This is a genomic window from Paenibacillus macerans, from assembly GCF_050565405.1.
Classification (GTDB): Bacteria; Bacillota; Bacilli; order Paenibacillales; family Paenibacillaceae; genus Fontibacillus; species Fontibacillus macerans_B.
Genome location: NZ_JBNYYG010000059.1, coordinates 13,158 through 33,757, shown reverse-complemented (window position 1 = coordinate 33,757; position 20,600 = coordinate 13,158). Strand labels below are relative to the sequence as shown.

Below are 20,600 nucleotides of genomic sequence, written 5' to 3'. Positions count from 1 at the left end.
CGAGGCTTGCCGGTTTCTCTGTTACCTGATCAAACGGGATAATTGTGCAAAGCTTCCGGACAGCGAGTGTTGACCTGACGCCAAAGGTTGCCGGCTTAACTGTCAAACATTAATGCAACGCTAGTGCTTTTTCAGGCAAATAAGGTCGCTCAGGTCCGTCAGCATTCATATCTTCGGATCGGCCGCCTCTCACGTCCATGTTATTCCCGGAGCAATCCGCCAGCTTCATTCAACCTTAAGCGTTTTGCAAAAACGCATATCGGAAGCCTATGCTTTGGTGCTAAAAAACTGCCTTTTCGAACTTTCACTTTTAGCGTTTCGCATCCAGCCTCGCCGCCAAGCACCCTAGTGGCGGCTTTTGCGCGTAAACCAGCTTTTGAGCAGCAGCGTCACGAGCGCCAAGAGCAGCAGCAGGGAAGCCACCGCAAACGATGCGGAAAACTGATATTCGTTATACAAAATCTCCACGTGCAGCGGCAGCGTGTTGGTTTCTCCCCGGATATGTCCCGATACGACGGAAACGGCCCCGAATTCTCCCATCGCCCGCGCGTTGCACAAAATGATCCCGTACAAAAGCCCCCATTTGATATTGGGGAGCGTGACCTTCCAGAAGATCCGGAAGCCGCGCGCGCCCAGCGTCACCGCCGCCTCTTCCTCCTGCTGCCCCTGATCCTCCATTAGCGGGATCAGCTCCCTGGCGACAAACGGGAAGGTGACGAACAGGGTGGCCAGGATAATCCCCGGCAAAGCGAAAATAATCGATAGGTTATGCTCCTCCAGCCACGGCCCGAACCAGCCGTGCGAGCCGTAGACGAGCACGTAGATTAGGCCGCCGATGACCGGCGATACGGCAAACGGCAGATCGATCAGCGTGATCAGCACCTGCTTGCCGCGGAACTTGAACTTGGTGATGGCCCAGGCGGCCGCCACGCCGAATATCGTATTCAGCGGTACCGTCACTGCCGCGACGAGCAAGGTCAGGCGCAGAGCGGACAGCGCATCGGGATCGCGGATCGCCTCCACGTACACGTCCCAGCCTTTTTTCAGCGCTTCGGTGAGCACCACGATCAGCGGCAGTACGATGAGCCACAGCAACACGAGTCCGGCCAACGTGATCAACACCCATTTGATAACGCCGGACCCTTTCCCCGCTTGTCTTCGCGGGGCGGTCGGCTTATTGGCAGCCAATGGCACAGAACCGGCCATGATCTTCCCTCCTATGGCAAATAATCTTTCCTTCTCCCGCTCTCCTAAATCGCTGCGCTATGGTTATCGCGCGGTCTTGCGGATCCGGCGCTGCAGCGAATTGATCAGCAGCAGCAGCACGAACGAGATCAGCAGCAGGATCAGCGCCACCGCCGTCGCGCCGGCATAGTCGAACTGCTCCAGCTTCGACATGATCAGCAGCGGCGCGATTTCCGTCTTCATCGGCATGTTGCCGGAAATGAACACGACCGAGCCGTATTCCCCGATGCCGCGCGCAAAAGCGAGGGCAAAGCCCGTCAACAGCGGCGGCAGCAGCTCCGGCAACACGACCTGGCGGAAGGTTCGGAAGCGGCTGGCGCCCAGCGTGGCCGCGGCTTCCTCCACCTCGGCGTCCAAATCCTGCAGCACCGGCTGAACGGTGCGAACGACGAAGGGGATGCCGATGAACATCAGCGCGAGCGTAATGCCGATCGGCGTGAACGCGATGCGGATGCCCAGCGGTTCAAGTAAGGAACCGATCCAGCCGTTGGCCGAGTAAATCGCCGTCAACGAGACGCCGGCTACCGCCGTAGGCAAGGCGAAAGGAAGATCGATCATGGCGTCGAACAGATTTTTGCCGGGAAAATCGTACCTGACCAGCACCCAGGCCAGCAGCAGCCCGAGCACCGTATCGATCAAGCCGGCCGCCGCCGCGGTCAGGAAGCTCACTTTATAAGAAGCCAATACCCGCGAGTCGGTCGCGACATCCCAAAATTTCTCCCAGGTTAGTCCCGTAGAATTCAGCAGCAAGGCGGATAGCGGGATCAGAACGATCAAGCTGAGATACAGCACGCTGAAACCCATCGTCATTCCGAATCCGGGCAGAACTCCGCGCTTTGTGGTGCCACTGTGCATAAAACAACTCCGTCCTTTCAAGTGCGGCTTTTGATCACGAAGCATTTACAAGAAGTGAAGTCGACATCGAATCTTGAATTCACCCGAGGCCTAGCCTACGCTCCGCTACTCATGCCCCAGCTTCATCCAACCTTCTTGAAATGCACTTCGCCATCGTGCTCCTCCGTACGTTACGGTTGGTTATTGCGGTACGTAAATCTGGCTGAAAATGCCGCCGTCGTTAAAATGCTTCGCCTGGGCTTCGCCCCAGCCGCCGAATTCCTCGATCGTAAACAGCTTGATTTCCGGGAATTGGTCGGCAAACTTCGTTTTGACGCTGTCCAGCGTCGGGCGGTAGTAATTTTCCGCCGCGATCGTCTGGCCTTCTTCCGTGTACAGGTATTTCAAATAAGCTTCGGCAACCTCGCGCGTCCCGGCTTTATCGACGTTTTTGTCGACCACCGCTACCGGCGGTTCGGCCAAGATGCTTTCCGACGGATACACGATGTCGAATTTGTCCGGCCCCAGCTCCTTCACCGACAGCCAGGCTTCGTTCTCCCAAGCCAACAGGACGTCGCCGAGCCCGCGCTCCACGAATGTCGTCGTCGCGCCGCGCGCGCCGCTGTCGAGGACGGGAACGTGTCGGAACAGCTCCTTCACGAATTCCTGCGCTTTGGCCTCGTCGTTATTGTTCCGGTGCAAGGCATATCCCCAGGCGGCCAGATAGTTCCAGCGCGCGCCACCCGACGTTTGCGGGTTCGGGGTAATGACCTCCACGCCTTCCTTGATCAAATCGTCCCAATCCGCAATCTCTTTCGGATTGCCTTTGCGGACCAGGAATACGATCGTCGAGGTATACGGCGAGCTGTTATGTTCATATTTTTGCTGCCAACCCTCTTCAATCAATCCGCTCTCCTGGATGGCATCGATGTCGTACCCCAGCGCCAATGTCACCACATCGGCCTTCAAGCCGTCGATCACCGCCCGGCTTTGCTTGCCTGATCCGCCGTGCGACTGTTTGATCGTTACTTTCTGTCCTTTCTCCTGTTCCCAATATGCGGCAAATGCTTCGTTATATTTTTCGTATAATTCCCGGGTCGGGTCGTAGGATACGTTCAGCAGTTCTACCGCCTTCGGCTTCTCCCCGCCGCCGGACGCTCCGGCCGCGCTGGCTGCGTCGTTGCCTCCCCCGTTCGACGAGCAGGCGCCCATCACCGCAACCATCGCCAATGCCAAACTGATCAGAACTCCTCGCTTCAACCATCTGTTCATCGTATCACTCCCCTACTCTCTTTTTTTCTCGCTTGTACCCGACAGGGCAGGCATGCCACCGTTACGCTGTACATAAAGAAAACGGAGAAACGCCCCAATCCCTACGGTCAAACCGAGCCACTACCCGTGTCTGCCAAGGCAAGTAGAGCGTTCCTCCGTCCGTACGGTGAGAACATTTTTAATTATTCCTACCTGTTTAGTATGCTATGGTGTTATTTTATATGCGGCAGCCTAAAAATGTCAAACCTTTTTATTCAGAAAAATCAAATTGTTTATAAGTTCCACTTATACATGCGACAAGCCTGTTGACTGGACATTCTCCGCTCCTTCCCGCTCCAAAAATAAAACCCGAAAGCCGGCAAAGACGGGCCTTCGGGTTTCAGGTTGCGGTGCAACCGGATTTGCATATGGTGAAGCTGCCGGCCTCTGGGCGTATCCCTACTTGCAGAGATATGCCGCCGCCACCGGTTTCGTTCCTCTTCCCATCGAAAAAATCTTGCGCCGTTACCGCGCGATCCCCGCCGCCACCGCCGTGCCGAGCGGCTCGATGCACGACGGCTTGCCGATCGCCAAGCTCCGGCCTGCCGGTTCAAGCAACCCCGTCTCCGCATCGCGGCGGAGAGCCACGATGTTGCCGCTGTACTGGTTTGCCACGATCACGTAATCCTCCAGCACGGCAAAGTTGCGAGGCCAGCTTCCCCCCGTACCCGTCCAGGCCGGTTCGTCCAGCCTTCCGTTATCCGGGTCGACGCGGAAGCGGACGATGCTGTCGTGTCCGCGATTGGAGCCGTAGACATACCGTCCGTCCGGGGAAAGATGAATATCCGCCGGATAGTTCTCTCCGTCGTAATCGTCCGGCAATGAGCCGATATGCTGCACGGCCTCCAGCCGGCCATCCGCCGGATCGAAGGCATACGCCGTCATCGTATTGTTCAGTTCGTTCATGCCGTAGGCAAACCGCTGCGACGGATGGATGACGAAATGCCGCGGGCCTGCACCCGGCGGCAGATTCACCGCGCCCTGCCTGGCCAGTTTGCCGGCCTCCAGCCGGTACGCCACGATTTGGTCGGTCCCCAAATCGGACACGAACGCAAAATTGCCGTCCCGGCTCGGTACGATGCTGTGCGCATGCGCCGACTCCTGACGTTCCTTGTTCACGCTGCCGCCTTCATGCCGAACGAGCCCGGTCATCTCCCGCAGCGCCCCGTCCGGGCCTAAAGCATAGACGTTCAAGTGGCCGCTGGAATAATTGGCGGCCAGCAGATGCCGCTCCGGCCCCGGCCGCAGGGCCAGATGACACGGATCAGCGCCCAGCGTCGGCGTTTCCGTACCGAGCCTCGACAGCCTGCCGCTGGCGGGATCGATCGCATATCCGGCGACTTGTCCCGCCGTTTGCTCGCTTACCGCATACAGCCGCAGCATCTCCTGATCCACGATCACGAACGACGGATTGGCGATGCCGTCCGTCCCGTGGATCGCCCGCAATTCTCCCGTGCGGCGATCCAGCTCGCACAGATAGATCCCCGGCTCCGCGCTATCCGCATAGGAACCGGCATAAAACAGGTAGCTAGCTTCCCGATCTCCATGGCTCATTCGACTTTTAACCCCTCTCTTTTTTCGATACCCGTCATATCCAAATCCAGCTCACGCCTCGGAATGCGCTTTTTCGGCGCTGCAATCGCGTTCCTTCTCCCCGGTTTCCTGCAACAGCCGCTTCACGTCGCACATGCGCAGCCGGTCGAAATAGGCCTCAAGCTCCCGCTCCGCCCCGCCGAAGATATGGTCCATCACGTCGTGGATGTTGGAGGAAATGGCGCAGTTGGAATGCTCGCTGCCGGAGCACCAGCCCGGATGCAGCGAACCCAGGGCGAATATGCGGTACAAGTCGCCTAAAGAGATGCAATCCAGTTCGGCCTTCAGCAGATACCCTCCGCCAACTCCCTCCTTGGTCGTAACATAGCCGTGCTTCCGCAGCAGGCTGAGCACCTTGCGCACGCGCGCCGGGTGGGTAGCCACGCTGGCGGCGATTTGCTCGCTATTGGCCATGCGTTCCTCTCGGGTCTCCAGAAACAACAAACAATGGACGGCGACCGTAAACTCGCTGTTCATCTTTATTCCCCTTTCCCATACCGTTATGAAACAAGAGCGGGCCGATTATGTTATAATGTTCTCGCGAATCCTTATTACTTAGTATCTATTTTAGACTAAAAAACACATTTATTATAGAAAGGGACGCTCCCATGAATCAGATCAATCCCTCATATATGCAAATCGCCTTTACCTTCGGCGCCATGATCATGGCTGTCGCGGTGCTGTTCATCCGCCTGAAAGCCAGCCGCAGGCCCGTAACGGTCAAGAAAATCATCATTCCTCCGCTAGGCATGACGACCGGCTTCGCCATGTTCGTCGTACCGGAGACGCATATCCCGATCCTGTGGGCCCTGATCGCCTTTGCCTGCGGTTGGCTCTTGTTCTCTTACCCGCTGATTCGCACGACCAAGTTCGAGAACATCGACGGCGAGATCTTTGCCGAACGATCCCGCAGCTTCGTCTTGATCCTGATCGGGCTGCTCGTCGTCCGGCTTCTGCTGCATGAAGCCGTGGAGCAATATATCTCCGTGCTGCAAACCGGGGCGGTATTCTTCCTACTGGCTTACGGCATGATCATTCGCTGGCGCCTGTTCATGTTCCGGCAATACCGCCGAATGACCGAAGGGACGACCGCTGCCTGACTTGGAAGCGGCTAAGCCGACCAGCCTTCGATCACGGACCGGTTGCGCCCCGCCTCTTTGGCTTGATACAGGCAGCGGTCCGTGCTTCGGATGAACTCCTCCGAAGCCATCGGATCAAACGGAGCCAAACAATAACCGCCGACACTAATCGTCACGTAGGCCTCCGCTTTGGATTCCTCATGGGCGATGGCCAGCGCCGCCACCGCCTTGCGGATTCCTTCGGCGACCCGCAGCGTTTCTCGGGCATCGTGGTCCGACAACACTGCCACAAACTCCTCGCCGCCATATCTTGCGGCAAAACCTTGCTCCTTTTTGACCTCCGCGTGAATCGTCTGAGCGATCTCCTTTAGCACCCGATCCCCGCCCTGATGACCGTAATGGTCATTATAAGCCTTGAAGCAATCCACGTCGATGATCAGCAGGGACAATGAATTCTTCCGCTCTTCCGGAGCGACCATTTCCCAGGCCAGAATTTCGTCAAACCGCCGACGGTTAGGGATTTCCGTTAATCCGTCCAGATTGGTAAGCCGGATCAATTGCTCGTTGGCCTGCTCCAGCTGCCGCCCGGAATCCATCAGCAGCCGGTGCTGCTCCGAAAGCCGGATAAACAGCCGGTTTACCTCGCCTACGATCGAGCAGATCACCACGGTGGAGGCGATGACCGAATTGATTTTGGCCAAATACCATCCTAACGTAAACCTCGTTCCCGCAAACAGCGTTAACGTTACGTCCAGCAGGAGGGCCAACACGGCTACCCACAGCCACAAATGCAATACCGACCGCCCTTTGCTCCGTCCGGTCAAAGCGATTAAGGCCAGAACGTTGAGCAGCCAGACGATCGGGCCGACGCCTGTCGTGTTCAGCTTCCGATAATCCTGGTTCCGGATGATTTCAGGCAGCATGTTCTCTCCGATCGTGGTCAGCTCAAACAAAGCGAATGAAGAAAGCAGCGTTATCGTTAGTCCTGCCGAGCCCAAATTGAAGATTTGCTCCTTCGACTTCAGGGGCTTGGGCCACCTCGAATTCACCCAGGCATAAAATATGATTCCCAAGGAAAAGCCGCCGTGCCAAACCACCCATAACCAGCCCGCCGTTTGGCTGCCTGCGCCGATCGCCTCCGCTCCTTCGAACACGCCCGGAAAAGTGATGATATGCAATGCCGTCATCACACCCGTGAACAGATACGTACAGGACAACACCAATAAAGCGATAAGTCCCGAGGCCCGGTATTGACTATATATGATGTAAGCGGTCAGCAAATCGCCGAGAATCAGCCAGCCGATGGCCGCGGACAGAAACGGCTCCGTCGCGGGAAGCGCTGTCATTCCGAACGGCAACGCAATCGCCGAGATCGCCGAAATCATGATCGTGAGAATGCCGGCAAACTTCCTTTGCTTGCCGCTGGAGGGAATATCGAATACTTGGGATGCTACTTTATAGTGTCCGTGCATAGAGTGCGGGGTTCCCCCTTCTGGATGTGAAATCTGACGTAGTAATTCCAACATATTAGATTTTAAATTTAGTTGCAATCTTTTTCTCGTTTTTCAACGCATCCAGGATTTTCCGCTACTTTTGAACAACAAAACAGCCGCATTCGCATCAAGCGAATAACGGCTGTGGATTGCTGCTTATCGGCACCAGGTTAAGCTAAGCTTTTTTGGCCGACGATTTTTGATCGGAGCTGGGATTCGTCAGTTGGGGGAGCATACGCATACCCTTGACCATTTCAGACGAGCATAACGGACATACCGGGCTGTAATCAAACGTGAAATTATCCCGCATCCATCCATTGCAATCATCGCTCGTGCAAGTCCAAACCGGCGTATTTTCCTCAGGAATTTCCTCTAACGTTTTTTTACGGTAGTTCATAATTCCCCTCCTCCACAAAGTGAGCGTTCAACCAACCGGGCATGTGATGTGATGTAATTTATGTACCAGCAGGAGCAAGCTCCCGAAAGTTAACCTCAAATGAGCTTCAAGTCGTAATAAAAACTGCTCTTAATGCGAAAACGCATTAAGAGCAGTTTCAGCCTGCCTTACAGTTTTACAACGTTTTCGGCTTGTGGGCCGCGGTTGCCTTGAACCACGTTGAATTGTACGCGTTGGCCTTCGTCAAGAGTTTTGAAGCCTTCGCCAGTGATCGCGCTGAAATGAACGAATACGTCATTTCCGCCTTCCACTTCGATAAAGCCAAAACCTTTCTCGGCGTTGAACCATTTAACTGTTCCTGTTTCCATGAAGGGATACCTCCTGTTTAAAGATTAACATGATCCATTTTTTCTACTTGCATAAAAAAAATTCACATATTGAAAAAAGTTCCATTTTTAAAAGTGACACTCTTTTCAATGTGTGAATATCTTCTTTCAAAAACACGAGATATATGTATTATACCCCCTTGCCAGTTAAAAAGCAAATCCCCTATTTTTTCAAGTATGGCTGCCCTGCTGGACAGATTGGCAAACGAAAACTATAATGACAATTGTAACTGCAGTTGAATAGTTCAGGGGTGCTGGAATTGGCCGGCTGAGATTGTGTCCCTTCAAGATACTGACCCTTAAACCTGATCTGGATAATGCCAGCGTAGGGATTCATCAACCATGGAATTGACTTCGATTCACTTCCATCTACCTATCGCGTCCCGGTCCGGGACGTTTTTTTGTATGCCGACGTCCTGGCCTCAGGGGCACCAACTCAGGGTTATAACAAGGACCACACTGCGGAATTATAGAATAAAGGAGAGAATCACTGTGAAAGTACACCAACGTGCCGCTCATACGGTGCTTGCGCTGCTCCTGAGCGGCGTGCTGCTGATCCTGTCCGGCTGCGGAGGACAGGCCGGGGGAAATACCGGCAACAACGCCCCGGCGGCGGATGCCGGTGCAACCGGACAAGAAACCGGAGGCGAACTGCGCGACGTCAAAATCGTGCTAGACTGGAGCCCCAACACGAACCATACCGGGCTTTACGTCGCCAAAGACCAGGGGTATTTTGCCGAGGAAGGCCTGAACGTGGATATCGTGCTGCCGGGTTCCGGCGGCGCGGAGGCGATGGTCGCTTCCGGGGAGGTGCCGTTTGGCGTCAGCGTGCAGGAGAACGTCACTCAAGGACGGATCCAGGGCGTGCCCCTCGTGTCCCTGGCCGCGGTCATCCAGCACAATACGTCCGGGTTTGCCGCGCCGGTGGCCAAAAACATCAAATCGCCCAAGGATTTCGAAGGCAAATCCTACGGGGGCTGGGGCGCTCCTGTGGAAGAAGCGGTCATCAAGTCGATCATGGACCTGCAAGGCGGCGACGTGAACAAAGTCAAATTCCTTAATATCGGGGACGCCGATTATTTCACCGCCGTGAAGCGCGACATCGATTTCGCCTGGATCTTCTACGCCTGGACCGGCATCGAAGCCGAGCTGCGGGGCGAGCCGCTGGATATGCTGTACGTTAAAGATTTTTCCGAACAGCTCGATTATTATACGCCGGTGATCGTAACGAACGAGAAGATGATCCAGGACGATCCGGAGTTGGTTAAAGCGTTTATGCGAGCCGTCTCCAAAGGATACGAATATGCCATCGACCATCCGGAGGAAGCGGCGCAAATCCTGCTGAAAGCCGTGCCGGAGCTCGACAAGGATCTCGTCGTCGCCAGCCAAAAATGGCTGAGCCCGAAATATCGCGACGATGCCGCCCGCTGGGGCGAACAGAAAAAGGAAGTGTGGCAGAACTACTCCGACTGGATGCATGAGCGTGGCCTGCTCGAGAAGCCGCTCGACGTCGATTCCGCATTTACCAACGAGTTTTTGCCTGCTGAATAAGAACATATATCCCAACCGGAAAGGATGTTACCTATGCCAAACGCACTCTTAAGCATTCAAATCATTCCGAAAACGCCCGGCGGCGAAGACGTCATTCCTTACGTCGACCGTGCGATCGAAGTCATCCAGGCCTCCGGAGTCAAATATCAAGTCAACCCGCTCGAAACGACGATGGAAGGCGATCTGGACGAGTTGCTGGCCATCGTCAAGCAAATGAACGAAGCCGTGATTGAATTCGGCAGCACGGGCATCATCTCGCAGATCAAAATATCTTATAATCCCCAAGGCGTCAGTATGGACAAGCTGATCGAAAAATATCGGCCATGAATCTCCGCAGCCTTTGGAACAGCATTTGGCCGCCCCTCGTGGCGGTCATCTTGTTTTTGCTGATCTGGCAAGGAGCGACGTCTTGGTTTCACATCGAGAAGTGGATTTTGCCCAGTCCGACGGACATCGGACGCGAGGCCGCCGCAGGAGCGGCCGGCTTGTGGGAGCACACGCTGGCCACGCTGCGCCTGATGCTGATCGGCTTTGCCATCGGGGCGCTGGTCGGCCTGCTGGTGGCCTTTTTGCTGCATTACGTCCCTTTTCTTAAGGTGTCGTTGTACCCGTTGATCATTTTGAGCCAAAACGTACCAAGCATCGCGCTGGCCCCGCTTCTCATGATCTGGTTCGGTTTCGGCATGCTGCCCAAGATTATCGTCATCACGCTCGTCTGTTTTTTTCCCGTGGCCGTGGCGGCCATGGACGGGCTGAACCGAACAGACCGGGTCATGCTGGATTATATGCGCATGATCGGGGCGTCCAAAGGGGAGATTTTTCGCAAGCTGGAAATCCCTTATGCGCTCCCCTCCATCCTGTCCGGCGCCAAAATCGCCGCGACCTACAGCGTGATGGGGGCGGTCATCGCCGAATGGATCGGAGCCGACAAGGGGATCGGGTATTATATGATGCTGCAAAAATCGTCCTTCCGCACGGATAAAATTTTCGTCGCGATCGCCATCATCGTCCTGATCAGCCTGACGATGTTCGTCTGCGTCGCCCTGCTCGAGAAATGGCTGATCCGGTATAAGCCGGCGAATGACCGGAACTAGAAACGGGATGAGAGGGAGGGAAATCGAACCAATGAGCGAGGAAGCATTGAAACCGGCCGCTGCCGTGCCGGCGCTAGAGGTACGGAACATCCGAAAAGGCTTCCGCGACCGTCGCCGGGAAGTGCCTGTGCTGCACGATATTTCGCTAAGCGTGCCCGCCGGCGAATTCGTCTCCATCATCGGCCCATCGGGTTGCGGAAAAAGCACCTTATTCCACATCATCGGGGGTTTGACCGCCCCGGATCAAGGGGACGTGCTTTTGCAAGGCCACAAGGTTACCGGTGAGCGCGGTCATATCAGCTACGTTCCGCAGCAACCGGCTTTGTTCCCGTGGCGGAGCATCGAGGACAACGTCGTGCTGGCGCAGGAAATCGCCGGCGCCGGGCGGCGCAGCCCCCGGGCCGAGGTGAGACGCTGGCTGGAGAAGGCCGGATTGGGCGGCTTTGAACAAGCCTATCCCCATATGCTGTCCGGCGGCATGCAGCAGCGGGCCTCATTCCTGCGCGGCTTGCTTGCTCCCCAGGAGCTCATGTGCCTCGACGAGCCGTTCAGCGCCCTTGACGCCCTGACGCGCAGCGAAATGCAGCGCTGGCTGCTCGAAATGTGGGAAGAAACCCAGCGCTCCGTGCTGCTGATTACGCACAGCATTGACGAGGCGCTGATGCTATCCGACACGATCTATCTGTTCTCGAACCGTCCCGCCAGCGTGCTGCATACCGTCAAGGTGCCTTTCCCCCGCCCCCGCCGCGAGGAGATGGCGGAGGATCCCCGGTTTCTGGAGCTGAAGCGGGAAATCGGAACCCGGATGGCCGAACAGCAGCGCCAATCGGCAACAGGAGGAGTCTGAAGCGACTCCTCCTGTTTTTTATGCGTACATCTCCGTGATTTCGACCTTGTCTACATCAAGCATAAGCTGTATCCAGCTCCGCAGATGCTCCGGCTCCCCATCGATCGCCAGCAGCCAGGTTACCGCATCGATGTGCAATCGGCGTACCGGTTCTTCCTGAGCTGTCCCCAGATCCGGCATGTGGCCCAACACCTGTTCAAATGCCCTCAGCTTGACGTCGATCAGCCGAAAACGAGCCAGCTTTTGCTTGCATTCGGGAAATAACGTCACGTGAACCGTCAGCAATTTCCGTCCCGCCCGCAGGGCCTCCTCCAGCTCCGCCGGAAGGATAGGGCGAACCCAAGGCCATTCTGCCATGCCCTCATCCCCCTAACGCTTAGGTTACATAATCGAATAGATATTCAGCATATCGTCGGGAAGCTTCATGAGCGCATAGACGATGTCCGGATCGAATTGGGTTTCGCGATGCCGGACCAACTCCAGCTTGGCCTCCGCCATCGTCAGCTTCCGTTCGCGGTAATGACGGTCCGAGGTCATCGAATCGAAGGCGTCGACGACGGCGCAAACCCTCGCGGCAAACGGGATTTCCTCACCCTTCAGCCCGTCGGGATATCCCGTTCCGTCCCAGCGTTCATGATGCGATCGCACGATGTCCGCGATTTGCGGTCCAAACGCCGGATTCGCCTCGACGAGTTCGGCTCCGACCAATGGGTGGAGCTTGATGATATTCCATTGCTGCTTTGTGAGCGGTTCGGTCTGTTCGATAATTTCGCGCGGTATCATCGTTTTCCCGATATCGTGCATGAAGCAGCCACGGACCAAAATGTCTTTCTCCATTCCGCTGATTCCCAGCGGCTCGGCGATTTTCTCCGCAAGCATGGCTACCCGGATACAATGATGATAGGTTTCTGGATGTTTACGCATAAGCATGTTAAACCATTTCACCGCATCGGGGCTCTTTTCCGTATACAGTTCATCGATGAACTCACTTAAACCAATCAACCGTTTTGCCCCCTAAAACCTGTGTCTCCACTTACCCTTAAAATTCCTAAGTGGGTGTTGTTAGTACCATTTGAAGCTCTAAGAAAAATTTACTAAACCTAGTTAATTTTCCTCGCAATTTACCCGATATTTTACACAGCAAACGGCTGAAAAATAAATAATGTCGTACAATAACAATTATGCGACATAATCACAGTCAACAGGAGGTACTATAAATGGTGCAAAATTACTTATCGGCTGTAGCCCAGCAACATCCATTTCATCTGCCTGCGCAGGACTATCATGACGAGCAGATTATCCAAATGTTCCTTACGGCATCCTCAAAAGCGCCGAATACCCGTAAAAATTACTATAGAGCGCTCGAACAATTCAGGAACTTCTTGTCGGGAATGCCGTTCAAGGACGTAACCTGGCGGGAAATTGAAGCTTATAAAGTCTTCTTGACGCAGGGTTTGTACCGGGATTCCCAAAAACCGCTGGCTCCGGCCACGATCGCCGCCTTCATCGCGCCGCTGAAATCGTTCTACAAATGGGGAAGTGCGCGGGGCATCGGCATTTTTGATCATAACCCCACGCAGAATATCCGCATCCCGGCGATCGCCGTCACGAGCCGCAAGCATTATTTGACCCGCAACGAGGTGGGAAAGCTGCTGGAAACGCTGCGCGAGCAAAGTCTTCGCAATTATTTGATCGGCCTATCCCTGGTACTGCTCGGTTTGCGCGTGTCGGAGCTGAGCGGCATCAAGTGGAAGGACTTCAATGCCGATCTGCTGGAAACCTCCATATGGCTGACCGTTTCCCATGCCAAACGCGGGAAAACGCGCGAGGTCAAAATTCCGCCCCAGCTTTGGAAAATGGTACAGGAGCATGCGCGAAAATTGTCGGAATCCGCGGAACCGGATCTGGAACTGCTGCTGTTTCCGATTACGCCCCGGCAGATCGAACGGATTATCAAGCAGGCGGGAAAGGAAAGCGGAATCCCAAAAGAACCGACGCCGCACTGGCTTCGGCATACGAATGCAACATTGGCTTTATTGCAAGGCGCTTCGCTGCAGCAGGTTCAGGAAACCCTTGGCCATTCGCATATTAATACAACCCAACGCTATCTGCATACCGTCGAGCAAATGAAAAAAGCCGCCCCCGATTTCGTGCAGGACTGCCTGATTGAATTCATGAAATAAAAAAATTAGTTCTTATTGTCTATTATTTATCTAATATTAATGCAAAATTCGCCCTTTTGTCCTATAATGTAACAAGAGTTAATCCAGACCCTGCCAGATTTATACCATTATTTTCCTCGTTATGTCGCATAATTGTTATTGTACGACACGGCTTTTTCGGCTGTATTAAAAAACGGTTACGAAACGGGGCTCCTACGTCCAGTAAGGCGGAAAACAGGCATTTCGGCCGACCCCAGGGAGGAAAAACAGGTATAATAGAGACATGTTATAACCTGTATAGGAAGGGAATTGGTGTGATATGTCCTGCGTGCTGGGATTACCCCTTGAAGTTGCCAATCCACTCATCGACGCTCACATTCATCTGGACCTCTACGACGAGGTCACCCGGGAACGTTTGCTGCAGGAGCTGCCGGAATCGGGAGTCGAAGCCGTCGTCGCCGTATCGATGCATCTGGCCTCATCCCGGCTGAACTTGGCTTTGGCGCAGCGCCATCCGGACCTGGTGTTTCCCGCTTTCGGCTTTCACCCCGAGCAGCCGGTTCCGCCCCAGGAAGAAACGAATCTCCTGCTGGCCTGGATTCGGGAGCATTCCGATAACATGATCGCGATTGGCGAAATCGGGCTTCCTTATTATGAGCGCAAAGAAGCGCTGGAACAAGGGGCCGGCCTGGAGCTTGAGCCCTATGTCGATCTTCTGGAGAGGTTCTTGCTTCTGGCCAGCCAACTCGATAAGCCGGTCGTTCTGCATGCGGTCTATGAAGATGCCGATCTCGTCTGCGATTTGCTGGAGCGCCACGGCATCGCCAAAGCCCATTTTCACTGGTTTAAAGGCGCGGAGCATACCGTTCGGCGGATGGCCGAACGCGGTTATTATATTTCGTTTACGCCGGATATTGTGTACGAGACGGAAATTCAGGAGTTGGCTCGCCGGTACCCGCCCGAACGGGTCATGGCCGAAACCGATGGGCCTTGGCCTTTTGAAGGGCCGTTCGCCGGTCATATCACCCACCCGCGGATGACGGGTAACGTTGCGGCCGCTTGGGCCCATATCCAGGGAATTTCCACGGAAAAGGCAGCCGCGACGCTTTATGGCAACACGCGTCGGTTCTACGGAATCTGAGGCGCAGACCTATTACACACTCCCCACCCGCCCGAAGATAACAAAACTGCCCACCAGGCAACCCTCCCGGTGGGCAGTTTTGTGCTCAGCTTAACTCAAAGCCCCGTTCCCGCAAAAATTCGCGCATATGAAGCCGCGACGGCTGGGCCAGCTTATCGGCCATCAGAACGGACCAAGGCGTATCCTTGGTCCCGCCGGTCCGTTCACGCAGGTATTCGGACATCGCCTCATCGTACTGCGCGAGATGTTCCCTTTGGGCCTCGGCGCCATCGGCCCCGTACGACTCCCAATGCAGGACGGCCGGCAGCGGAAGCCGTGGTCGCCGGCCCGGATCCTGATCCGGGTAGCCGAGGCACATTCCGAAGACCGGGTAAGCCAGATCCGGCAATGCCAGCAGCTCTGACACCTCTTCGCTCCGATTGCGGATACCGCCGATGTATACGACCCCAAGTCCCAAGGATTCCGCGGCAACCGCGGCATTTTGCGCCGCCAGCGCCGCATCGACCGTCGCCACGATAAAGTTCTCTACCGTGCTTTCATAGGTTTGCTTGGATGGAAGATGGCGTAAGGCTGCCGCCTTTAACCGCGACAGATCGGCACACCACACCAGGAACACGGGGCATTGCTCCACGTAAGCCTGGTTGCCGCAAAGCGCGGCAAGATTGGCTTTTCGCGCCGCATCCGTGACCGCGATGACGCTGTACGCTTGTACGTTGCTGGAGCTGGAGGCCATTTGCGCGGCGGAAACGATCGTATCCACCTGCTCTTTCGTTACCGATTGCGCGCTAAACTTGCGGATGGAACGGTGTGCCATCAACCCCGTTATCGTCTCATTCATGAAAACTCACTCCCTACGGTTGCGTCTGAATTAGCTTGGCTGAATCTCGTAAACCTACATTTGTCTGCATCTTACTGAAGCTGCGAGACCTTGTCAAATTCCCGCGACGATCCGCACGTCTACAGACTGTGCCGCGCATGCCGCAGCTGAGCTCAAGCCCACATTTCCTTCAGCCCGGTATACAGCAAATACAACGCCATCCCCCAAACGATCAACGCCGATACCCGGTTGATGAGCCGCTGGAGCTTCCCGCCGCGATCGAGATCCCCAACCCATTTCCCGGCCAACGCCAGGCCGAAAAACCATATCCATGACACCAGCACCGTCGCCAGCGTAAACGCCCATTTCGCGCCGCCCGCATACCCCAGCGAGCTCGTCCCGATCACGCCGACCGTATCGATGATCGCATGCGGATTCAGAAATGTCACCGACAGGGCGAACATCACCTGCTTTTTGGCGGGAAGTCCCGTTTGTCCGGCGACGGACGAAGGCGAAACGTCTTTCCAGATCGACCAACCGATATACAGCATGAAGCCGGACCCGAGGACGAACAGCGTTATTTTTAGCCACGACCAGGATAATACCAGCACAGATACCCCCAGCACCGCCAACAGAATCAGCAAAGTATCGCCCAAAGCGGCGGTCAGGATGGCCGGCAAGGCCCGATGCAATTTGCGCCCGGCGGCTCCCTGATTAAACACGAACACATTTTGGGCACCTAAAGGCAATATCAGCCCAAACGCCAGCACGAACCCGTGAATGGCCGCTCCCAACATAATGACCCTCTCCCCTTTTCTCTAACTTGCAATGCCGAAGCCTATTGTACCTTCATGCCCCCCTCTTTGGCTCCATCCATTTGGCTGGATGTCAAACCAACCAACCGTTATAATGGACAATAACGCCTTTTATCCCGCGCGATCGGCTCACTGCAATCAAGGAGGAATTCAATCCCATGGAACATCCGATTTGGCGGCCCAATCGCCATTCCCCGGTCCCGCTCCATTTGCAAATCATGGAGCAGCTTCGTGATAAAATCGCCGGCGGCGAGTGGCCGGTCGGGACGCGCATCCCGTCCCAACGCCAGCTGGCTGCCGCCTTTGGCGTCAATCGCAGCACCGTCGTCGCCGCACTGGACGAGTTGACCGCCGCCGGCATGATCGAGGGAAGCAGGGGAGGCGGCACCCGCGTCGTCAACCAAACCTGGGGCGTGCTGGCGGCCTCCCCCCCGCCGGATTGGAGCGGATACGTCCGCTCGGGTACCCAGCACCCCAACCTGCCGGCCGTCCAGGAGATCAACCGCGCCGAGTTCCGGGACGGCATTATCCGGCTGGGCACCGGCGAAATGGCGCCCGACCTGCTGCCGCAGGCCGAGATGGCCGAGCTGCTTCGGCGCATGGCGGATCGCGTCCCCAACTTGGGCTACGGCGAGCCGAACGGCGATCTGCGGCTGCGCGAGGTCGTCGCCGGACGATTAAGCCGGCTGGGCATCGCCTCCTCGCCTTCGTCGCTGCTCATCGTCTCCGGCGCCCTGCAGGCGCTTCAGCTCATTTCGGTCGGACTGCTGCAGCGCGGATCCACGGTACTGCTGGAACGGCCGTCGTACCTGTATTCGGTGCCCGTTTTTCAGAGCGCCGGCATGAGGCTGCGGGGCATTCCGATGGACCGCGAAGGGCTGCGCGCCGATCTGGTCAACGTGTACGCCAAGCAATACAACGGCTCCCTGCTGTATACCATCCCGACTTTTCACAATCCTACCGGGACGGTCATGAGCGAGGCGCGCAGGCTGCAGTTGCTCGAAGCTTGCGAGGCGGCCCGGCTGCCGCTCATCGAGGACGACGTCTACCGCGAGGTATGGCTGGACGCGCCGCCCCCGCTACCGCTGAAGGCGAGGGATGCGAACGGGAGCGTCTTGTACGTCGGCAGCTTGTCCAAAACGCTCAGCCCCGGGCTGCGCATCGGCTGGATCGCCGGTCCCCAGCCCGTGATCGAACGGCTCGCCGACATCAAAATGCAAAGCGATTACGGCTCCAGCGCTTTATCGCAGCAAGCTGCGGCGGAATGGCTGGAGAGCGGCATGTACGATGTCCATCTCGAGCGGCTGCGCTCCAACCTCCGCTTGCGAAGAGCGGCGGCGCTGGAGGCGCTGGAGCGCCATTTTAAGGATCTCGCCGAATGGGAGATGCCGCGGGGCGGATTTTACTTCTGGCTCAAAATCCACGGCTCCCCCACGTCCCGCGGTTTGTTTGATGCCGCGCTTAAAGCGGGCATCCTGATCAACCCGGGGCATTTGTACGACCGCGAGGCGAACGACCGCTTCCGCCTCTCCTATGCCTATGCCCGGGCGGACGAACTCTCGGAGAGCATTGCAAGGTTGGCCGAGCTGGTACGGGCTTTCATCTAGCGAAGTGGATGTAACGGCGGACAAACCCATTCCGAGGGCAACGCGCTCCGACGGGGAAACTATTTATCCCTTCGCAGCGTTTATATGTACGAAGGGGGAATCTGCATGCGTTTGCTTAAAGGGCTGGCTTGTCTGGCCGCCGCGGCCCTGCTGCTCGCCGCTTGCTCCCGGGACGGCGGAAACGAAGGGCAAGCCGCTCCGCCAATGGCGGAAACCGGCGAAGCGAAGCAAGGCCAACCGCTTTCCGAGGCGGACGCCGGAACCAACCCGGACCGGGAGGATTCCGTAAACGGGGAGGAGCCGTCCAAACCGGGCGGTTCGGAGATGGACGGCTCGGCTGGGCAGCTCTATGCGATCGCTTTTGAAGCGATGATGAAGCTGGATGAGGCCCTTAACGATGAGATGAAATACATTGCCGTCGATCTCAGCGAAATGTCCCAGCTGACGGAAACCGACAAAACCTATATTATCGAATATTTGCAATCCTTCGACACCGAGATCCGCATCCGGACGATGGAGGAACTAATGGAAGAGGAAGAATTGCAAGCGAACAACCTGATCCTCAAAGGCGTGCTGCTGCGGATCGCCAAGGTAGAGATCGGCGAAAGCACCGCCCTCATCGAGGGCTCCAAATACCGCTCCGGCAGCGGAGCCATCGGCGCTAAAATCGCCCTGAAGCTTGAAAACGGCGCCTGGAAATTGGCCGACTCGGAGATGACGTGGATAAGCTGAGGATTTAAGCGGTTGCGGCCGGGTTGCGATCGTTGCGGCGGATGCGAGGGTTTGCGAAAAATACAACATGCCCACTCCATCCGCCGCGTGCATGAACCTGTTTGATTTTTCATATACAATTCGCCCGAAAAGGTGGAAATGATGAATTCGATTCGTTTTTTCATACACATTTGAACGTTTTGTCCTTTCGAGGCATCATTATGTTCGATTTTTCATACACATTTGCAATTTCGACTTTCCGCGGCACGATTGTATACGATTATTCATACAAAATTCGCCGCCCCGGTTGCCCTTGCCCCTAACTTCATGTCCTTATCCTTGCTTGCTACACCCTTCTTGTTACTCCTTCTTGTTACTCCTTCTTGTTATCCCTTCTTGTCACTTTGTTACTCCATCTCGCTACTCCTTGCCTATCACTTCTTGTGTCCGTCCCAACGGTCGCTCTCCTTATCGCAGCCTCGATGATCGCTCCTCCTTCCAACACGCTTCTCCTTATCCCGCCTTCATACCTTCTGCCTTACCTCGCGCGCCTATTTGCTCCCCCTTCAAAAAAGAAGAAAATAATAATTTACATTTTATTGCAAAAGTGATATCATATCAGTATCAAATCAATATATTCATGAAGGAGTGTCTCTCCATGTTTAAAGAAAAAGAAGTGTCGTACCTGAACGGATTTATCGCCTTGCTGTTCATTTTGGGCTTTACGGCACTGGGGGTTTACCTGATTACGCTCGTTGACGTCGTTCCGGTGGCAGGCGGAGCGCTCTCTTGCATCATCGCCTTTATGCTATTGACGGGGCTGACGATCGTGCAGCCTAACCAGTCGGCGGTCGTGACCTTTTTCGGCCGTTACCTAGGCGTGATTCGCAAAAGCGGCTTTTACCTGGCCATCCCGTTTTCGACCCGCAAAAAAGTCTCGCTGCGCGTTCGTAACTTCAACAGCGCCAAGCTGAAAGTGAACGACGTAAACGGGAACCCGATCGAAATCGCTACCGTCGTCGTGTTCTCGGTCGTCGATTCGGCCAAAGCGCTGTTCGAAGTCGACGAGTATGAAACTTTCGTGGAAATCCAGAGCGAAGCCGCCCTGCGCCACGTCGCCAGCAAATACCCGTACGACCAACTGGACGACTCGAGTTTCTCCCTGCGCGGCAACACGGAAGAAATCGCGCTGGAACTGACCGGGGAGCTGCAAAACCGGCTTGCCATCGCCGGGGTGAAAGTGATCGAATCGCGCCTGACGCATTTGGCCTATTCGACCGAAATCGCCAGCGCCATGCTGCAGCGGCAGCAAGCCGAAGCGATCATCGCCGCCCGCGAAAAAATCGTCGACGGTGCCGTCACCATGGTGCAAATGGCCATCGAACGGCTTCAGGCCGGCCAGGTCGTAGAGCTGGACGACGAACGCAAAGCCGCGATGATCAATAACCTGCTCGTCGCCGTCGTATCCGACCGTTCCGCCCAGCCGGTCATTAATACCAGCACGCTCTACTAATCGG

General features: G+C 55.8%; 22 protein-coding genes and 1 riboswitch. Of the genes, 10 read left to right on the top strand and 12 right to left on the bottom strand.

Annotation, left to right across the window (positions count from 1 at the left end):
• Positions 1–345: 345 nt before the first annotated feature.
• From cysW to ACQ4N8_RS23590, 5 genes are all read right to left on the bottom strand, one after another.
• Complete coding sequence (gene cysW / locus ACQ4N8_RS23610) at positions 346–1,206, bottom strand: sulfate ABC transporter permease subunit CysW (protein ID WP_430706801.1); 861 nt, start codon at positions 1,204–1,206, stop codon at positions 346–348.
• A 63-nt stretch (positions 1,207–1,269) separates the two neighbouring features.
• Positions 1,270–2,100 carry a sulfate ABC transporter permease subunit CysT gene (gene cysT / locus ACQ4N8_RS23605; protein WP_430706800.1) on the bottom strand — a complete coding sequence of 277 codons (831 nt, stop codon included), beginning with the start codon at positions 2,098–2,100 and terminating at the stop codon, positions 1,270–1,272.
• A gap of 180 nt (positions 2,101–2,280) precedes the next feature.
• Positions 2,281–3,351, bottom strand: a complete 1,071-nt coding sequence (locus ACQ4N8_RS23600; protein ID WP_430706799.1) for a sulfate ABC transporter substrate-binding protein — start codon at positions 3,349–3,351, stop codon at positions 2,281–2,283.
• Positions 3,352–3,855: 504 nt separating this feature from the next.
• Positions 3,856–4,944, bottom strand: a complete 1,089-nt coding sequence (locus ACQ4N8_RS23595; RefSeq protein ID WP_430706798.1) for a lactonase family protein — start codon at positions 4,942–4,944, stop codon at positions 3,856–3,858.
• 51 nt (positions 4,945–4,995) lie between these two features.
• A complete protein-coding gene (locus ACQ4N8_RS23590) occupies positions 4,996–5,460 on the bottom strand; it encodes an Rrf2 family transcriptional regulator (RefSeq protein WP_430706797.1) in 465 nt (154 codons plus the stop codon).
• Between the two features lie 131 nt (positions 5,461–5,591).
• Here ACQ4N8_RS23590 and ACQ4N8_RS23585 point away from each other — a divergent pair, with 131 nt between their 5' ends.
• On the top strand, positions 5,592–6,083 hold the full coding sequence (locus tag ACQ4N8_RS23585; protein ID WP_430706796.1) for a CcdC family protein: 492 nt from the start codon (positions 5,592–5,594) through the stop codon (positions 6,081–6,083).
• 11 nt (positions 6,084–6,094) lie between these two features.
• Here ACQ4N8_RS23585 and ACQ4N8_RS23580 read toward each other — a convergent pair whose 3' ends face one another.
• The 3 genes from ACQ4N8_RS23580 to ACQ4N8_RS23570 form a co-directional block, all read right to left on the bottom strand.
• Positions 6,095–7,534 (bottom strand): sensor domain-containing diguanylate cyclase, encoded by a 1,440-nt coding sequence (locus ACQ4N8_RS23580; protein ID WP_430706795.1) that lies wholly within the window; start codon positions 7,532–7,534, stop codon positions 6,095–6,097.
• A 196-nt stretch (positions 7,535–7,730) separates the two neighbouring features.
• Complete coding sequence (locus ACQ4N8_RS23575; RefSeq protein ID WP_430706794.1) at positions 7,731–7,952, bottom strand: cold-shock protein; 222 nt, start codon at positions 7,950–7,952, stop codon at positions 7,731–7,733.
• 167 nt (positions 7,953–8,119) lie between these two features.
• Positions 8,120–8,320 carry a cold-shock protein gene (locus ACQ4N8_RS23570; protein ID WP_009223993.1) on the bottom strand — a complete coding sequence of 67 codons (201 nt, stop codon included), beginning with the start codon at positions 8,318–8,320 and terminating at the stop codon, positions 8,120–8,122.
• Positions 8,321–8,575: 255 nt separating this feature from the next.
• Positions 8,576–8,687: riboswitch (TPP riboswitch) on the top strand.
• A 143-nt stretch (positions 8,688–8,830) separates the two neighbouring features.
• On the opposite strand from ACQ4N8_RS23570, the gene ACQ4N8_RS23565 reads away from it, so the two are divergent.
• The 4 genes from ACQ4N8_RS23565 to ACQ4N8_RS23550 are packed head-to-tail and all read left to right on the top strand — an operon-like array spanning position 8,831 to position 11,830.
• A complete protein-coding gene (locus ACQ4N8_RS23565) occupies positions 8,831–9,889 on the top strand; it encodes an ABC transporter substrate-binding protein (protein WP_430706793.1) in 1,059 nt (352 codons plus the stop codon).
• A 33-nt stretch (positions 9,890–9,922) separates the two neighbouring features.
• Positions 9,923–10,216 (top strand): MTH1187 family thiamine-binding protein, encoded by a 294-nt coding sequence (locus tag ACQ4N8_RS23560; protein ID WP_430706792.1) that lies wholly within the window; start codon positions 9,923–9,925, stop codon positions 10,214–10,216.
• Complete coding sequence (locus ACQ4N8_RS23555; RefSeq protein WP_430706791.1) at positions 10,213–10,983, top strand: ABC transporter permease; 771 nt, start codon at positions 10,213–10,215, stop codon at positions 10,981–10,983. Before ACQ4N8_RS23560 ends, ACQ4N8_RS23555 begins: the two co-directional genes overlap by 4 nt.
• Positions 10,984–11,014: 31 nt before the next feature.
• Positions 11,015–11,830 carry an ABC transporter ATP-binding protein gene (locus tag ACQ4N8_RS23550; RefSeq protein WP_430706790.1) on the top strand — a complete coding sequence of 272 codons (816 nt, stop codon included), beginning with the start codon at positions 11,015–11,017 and terminating at the stop codon, positions 11,828–11,830.
• A gap of 18 nt (positions 11,831–11,848) precedes the next feature.
• On the opposite strand, the gene ACQ4N8_RS23545 is transcribed toward ACQ4N8_RS23550, so the two are convergent.
• Complete coding sequence (locus tag ACQ4N8_RS23545; protein WP_430706789.1) at positions 11,849–12,187, bottom strand: hypothetical protein; 339 nt, start codon at positions 12,185–12,187, stop codon at positions 11,849–11,851.
• Positions 12,188–12,211: 24 nt separating this feature from the next.
• Entirely contained in the window at positions 12,212–12,832 is a 621-nt protein-coding gene (locus ACQ4N8_RS23540) for an HD-GYP domain-containing protein (RefSeq protein ID WP_430706788.1), read from the bottom strand.
• Between the two features lie 215 nt (positions 12,833–13,047).
• On the opposite strand from ACQ4N8_RS23540, the gene ACQ4N8_RS23535 reads away from it, so the two are divergent.
• Complete coding sequence (locus ACQ4N8_RS23535; RefSeq protein ID WP_430706787.1) at positions 13,048–14,013, top strand: tyrosine-type recombinase/integrase; 966 nt, start codon at positions 13,048–13,050, stop codon at positions 14,011–14,013.
• A 298-nt stretch (positions 14,014–14,311) separates the two neighbouring features.
• The gene (locus tag ACQ4N8_RS23530) at positions 14,312–15,133 is read left to right on the top strand and encodes a TatD family hydrolase (protein WP_430706786.1); all 822 of its coding nucleotides are present in this window, start codon (positions 14,312–14,314) and stop codon (positions 15,131–15,133) included.
• Positions 15,134–15,218: 85 nt separating this feature from the next.
• Here the strand turns inward: ACQ4N8_RS23530 and nfsA are convergent, their stop codons facing one another.
• Together nfsA and ACQ4N8_RS23520 are read right to left on the bottom strand one after the other, a co-directional pair.
• Positions 15,219–15,971, bottom strand: a complete 753-nt coding sequence (gene nfsA, locus ACQ4N8_RS23525) for an oxygen-insensitive NADPH nitroreductase (protein WP_430706785.1) — start codon at positions 15,969–15,971, stop codon at positions 15,219–15,221.
• Positions 15,972–16,123: 152 nt separating this feature from the next.
• The gene (locus ACQ4N8_RS23520; protein WP_430706784.1) at positions 16,124–16,747 is read right to left on the bottom strand and encodes a LysE/ArgO family amino acid transporter; all 624 of its coding nucleotides are present in this window, start codon (positions 16,745–16,747) and stop codon (positions 16,124–16,126) included.
• Positions 16,748–16,923: 176 nt separating this feature from the next.
• Here ACQ4N8_RS23520 and ACQ4N8_RS23515 point away from each other — a divergent pair, with 176 nt between their 5' ends.
• The 3 genes from ACQ4N8_RS23515 to ACQ4N8_RS23505 all read left to right on the top strand — a co-directional run bounded on the left by ACQ4N8_RS23515 (position 16,924) and on the right by ACQ4N8_RS23505 (position 20,596).
• Positions 16,924–18,372 carry a PLP-dependent aminotransferase family protein gene (locus tag ACQ4N8_RS23515; RefSeq protein ID WP_430706783.1) on the top strand — a complete coding sequence of 483 codons (1,449 nt, stop codon included), beginning with the start codon at positions 16,924–16,926 and terminating at the stop codon, positions 18,370–18,372.
• 105 nt (positions 18,373–18,477) lie between these two features.
• Entirely contained in the window at positions 18,478–19,104 is a 627-nt protein-coding gene (locus tag ACQ4N8_RS23510; RefSeq protein ID WP_430706782.1) for a hypothetical protein, read from the top strand.
• Between the two features lie 637 nt (positions 19,105–19,741).
• On the top strand, positions 19,742–20,596 hold the full coding sequence (locus ACQ4N8_RS23505; protein WP_430706781.1) for an SPFH domain-containing protein: 855 nt from the start codon (positions 19,742–19,744) through the stop codon (positions 20,594–20,596).
• Positions 20,597–20,600: the final 4 nt, after the last annotated feature.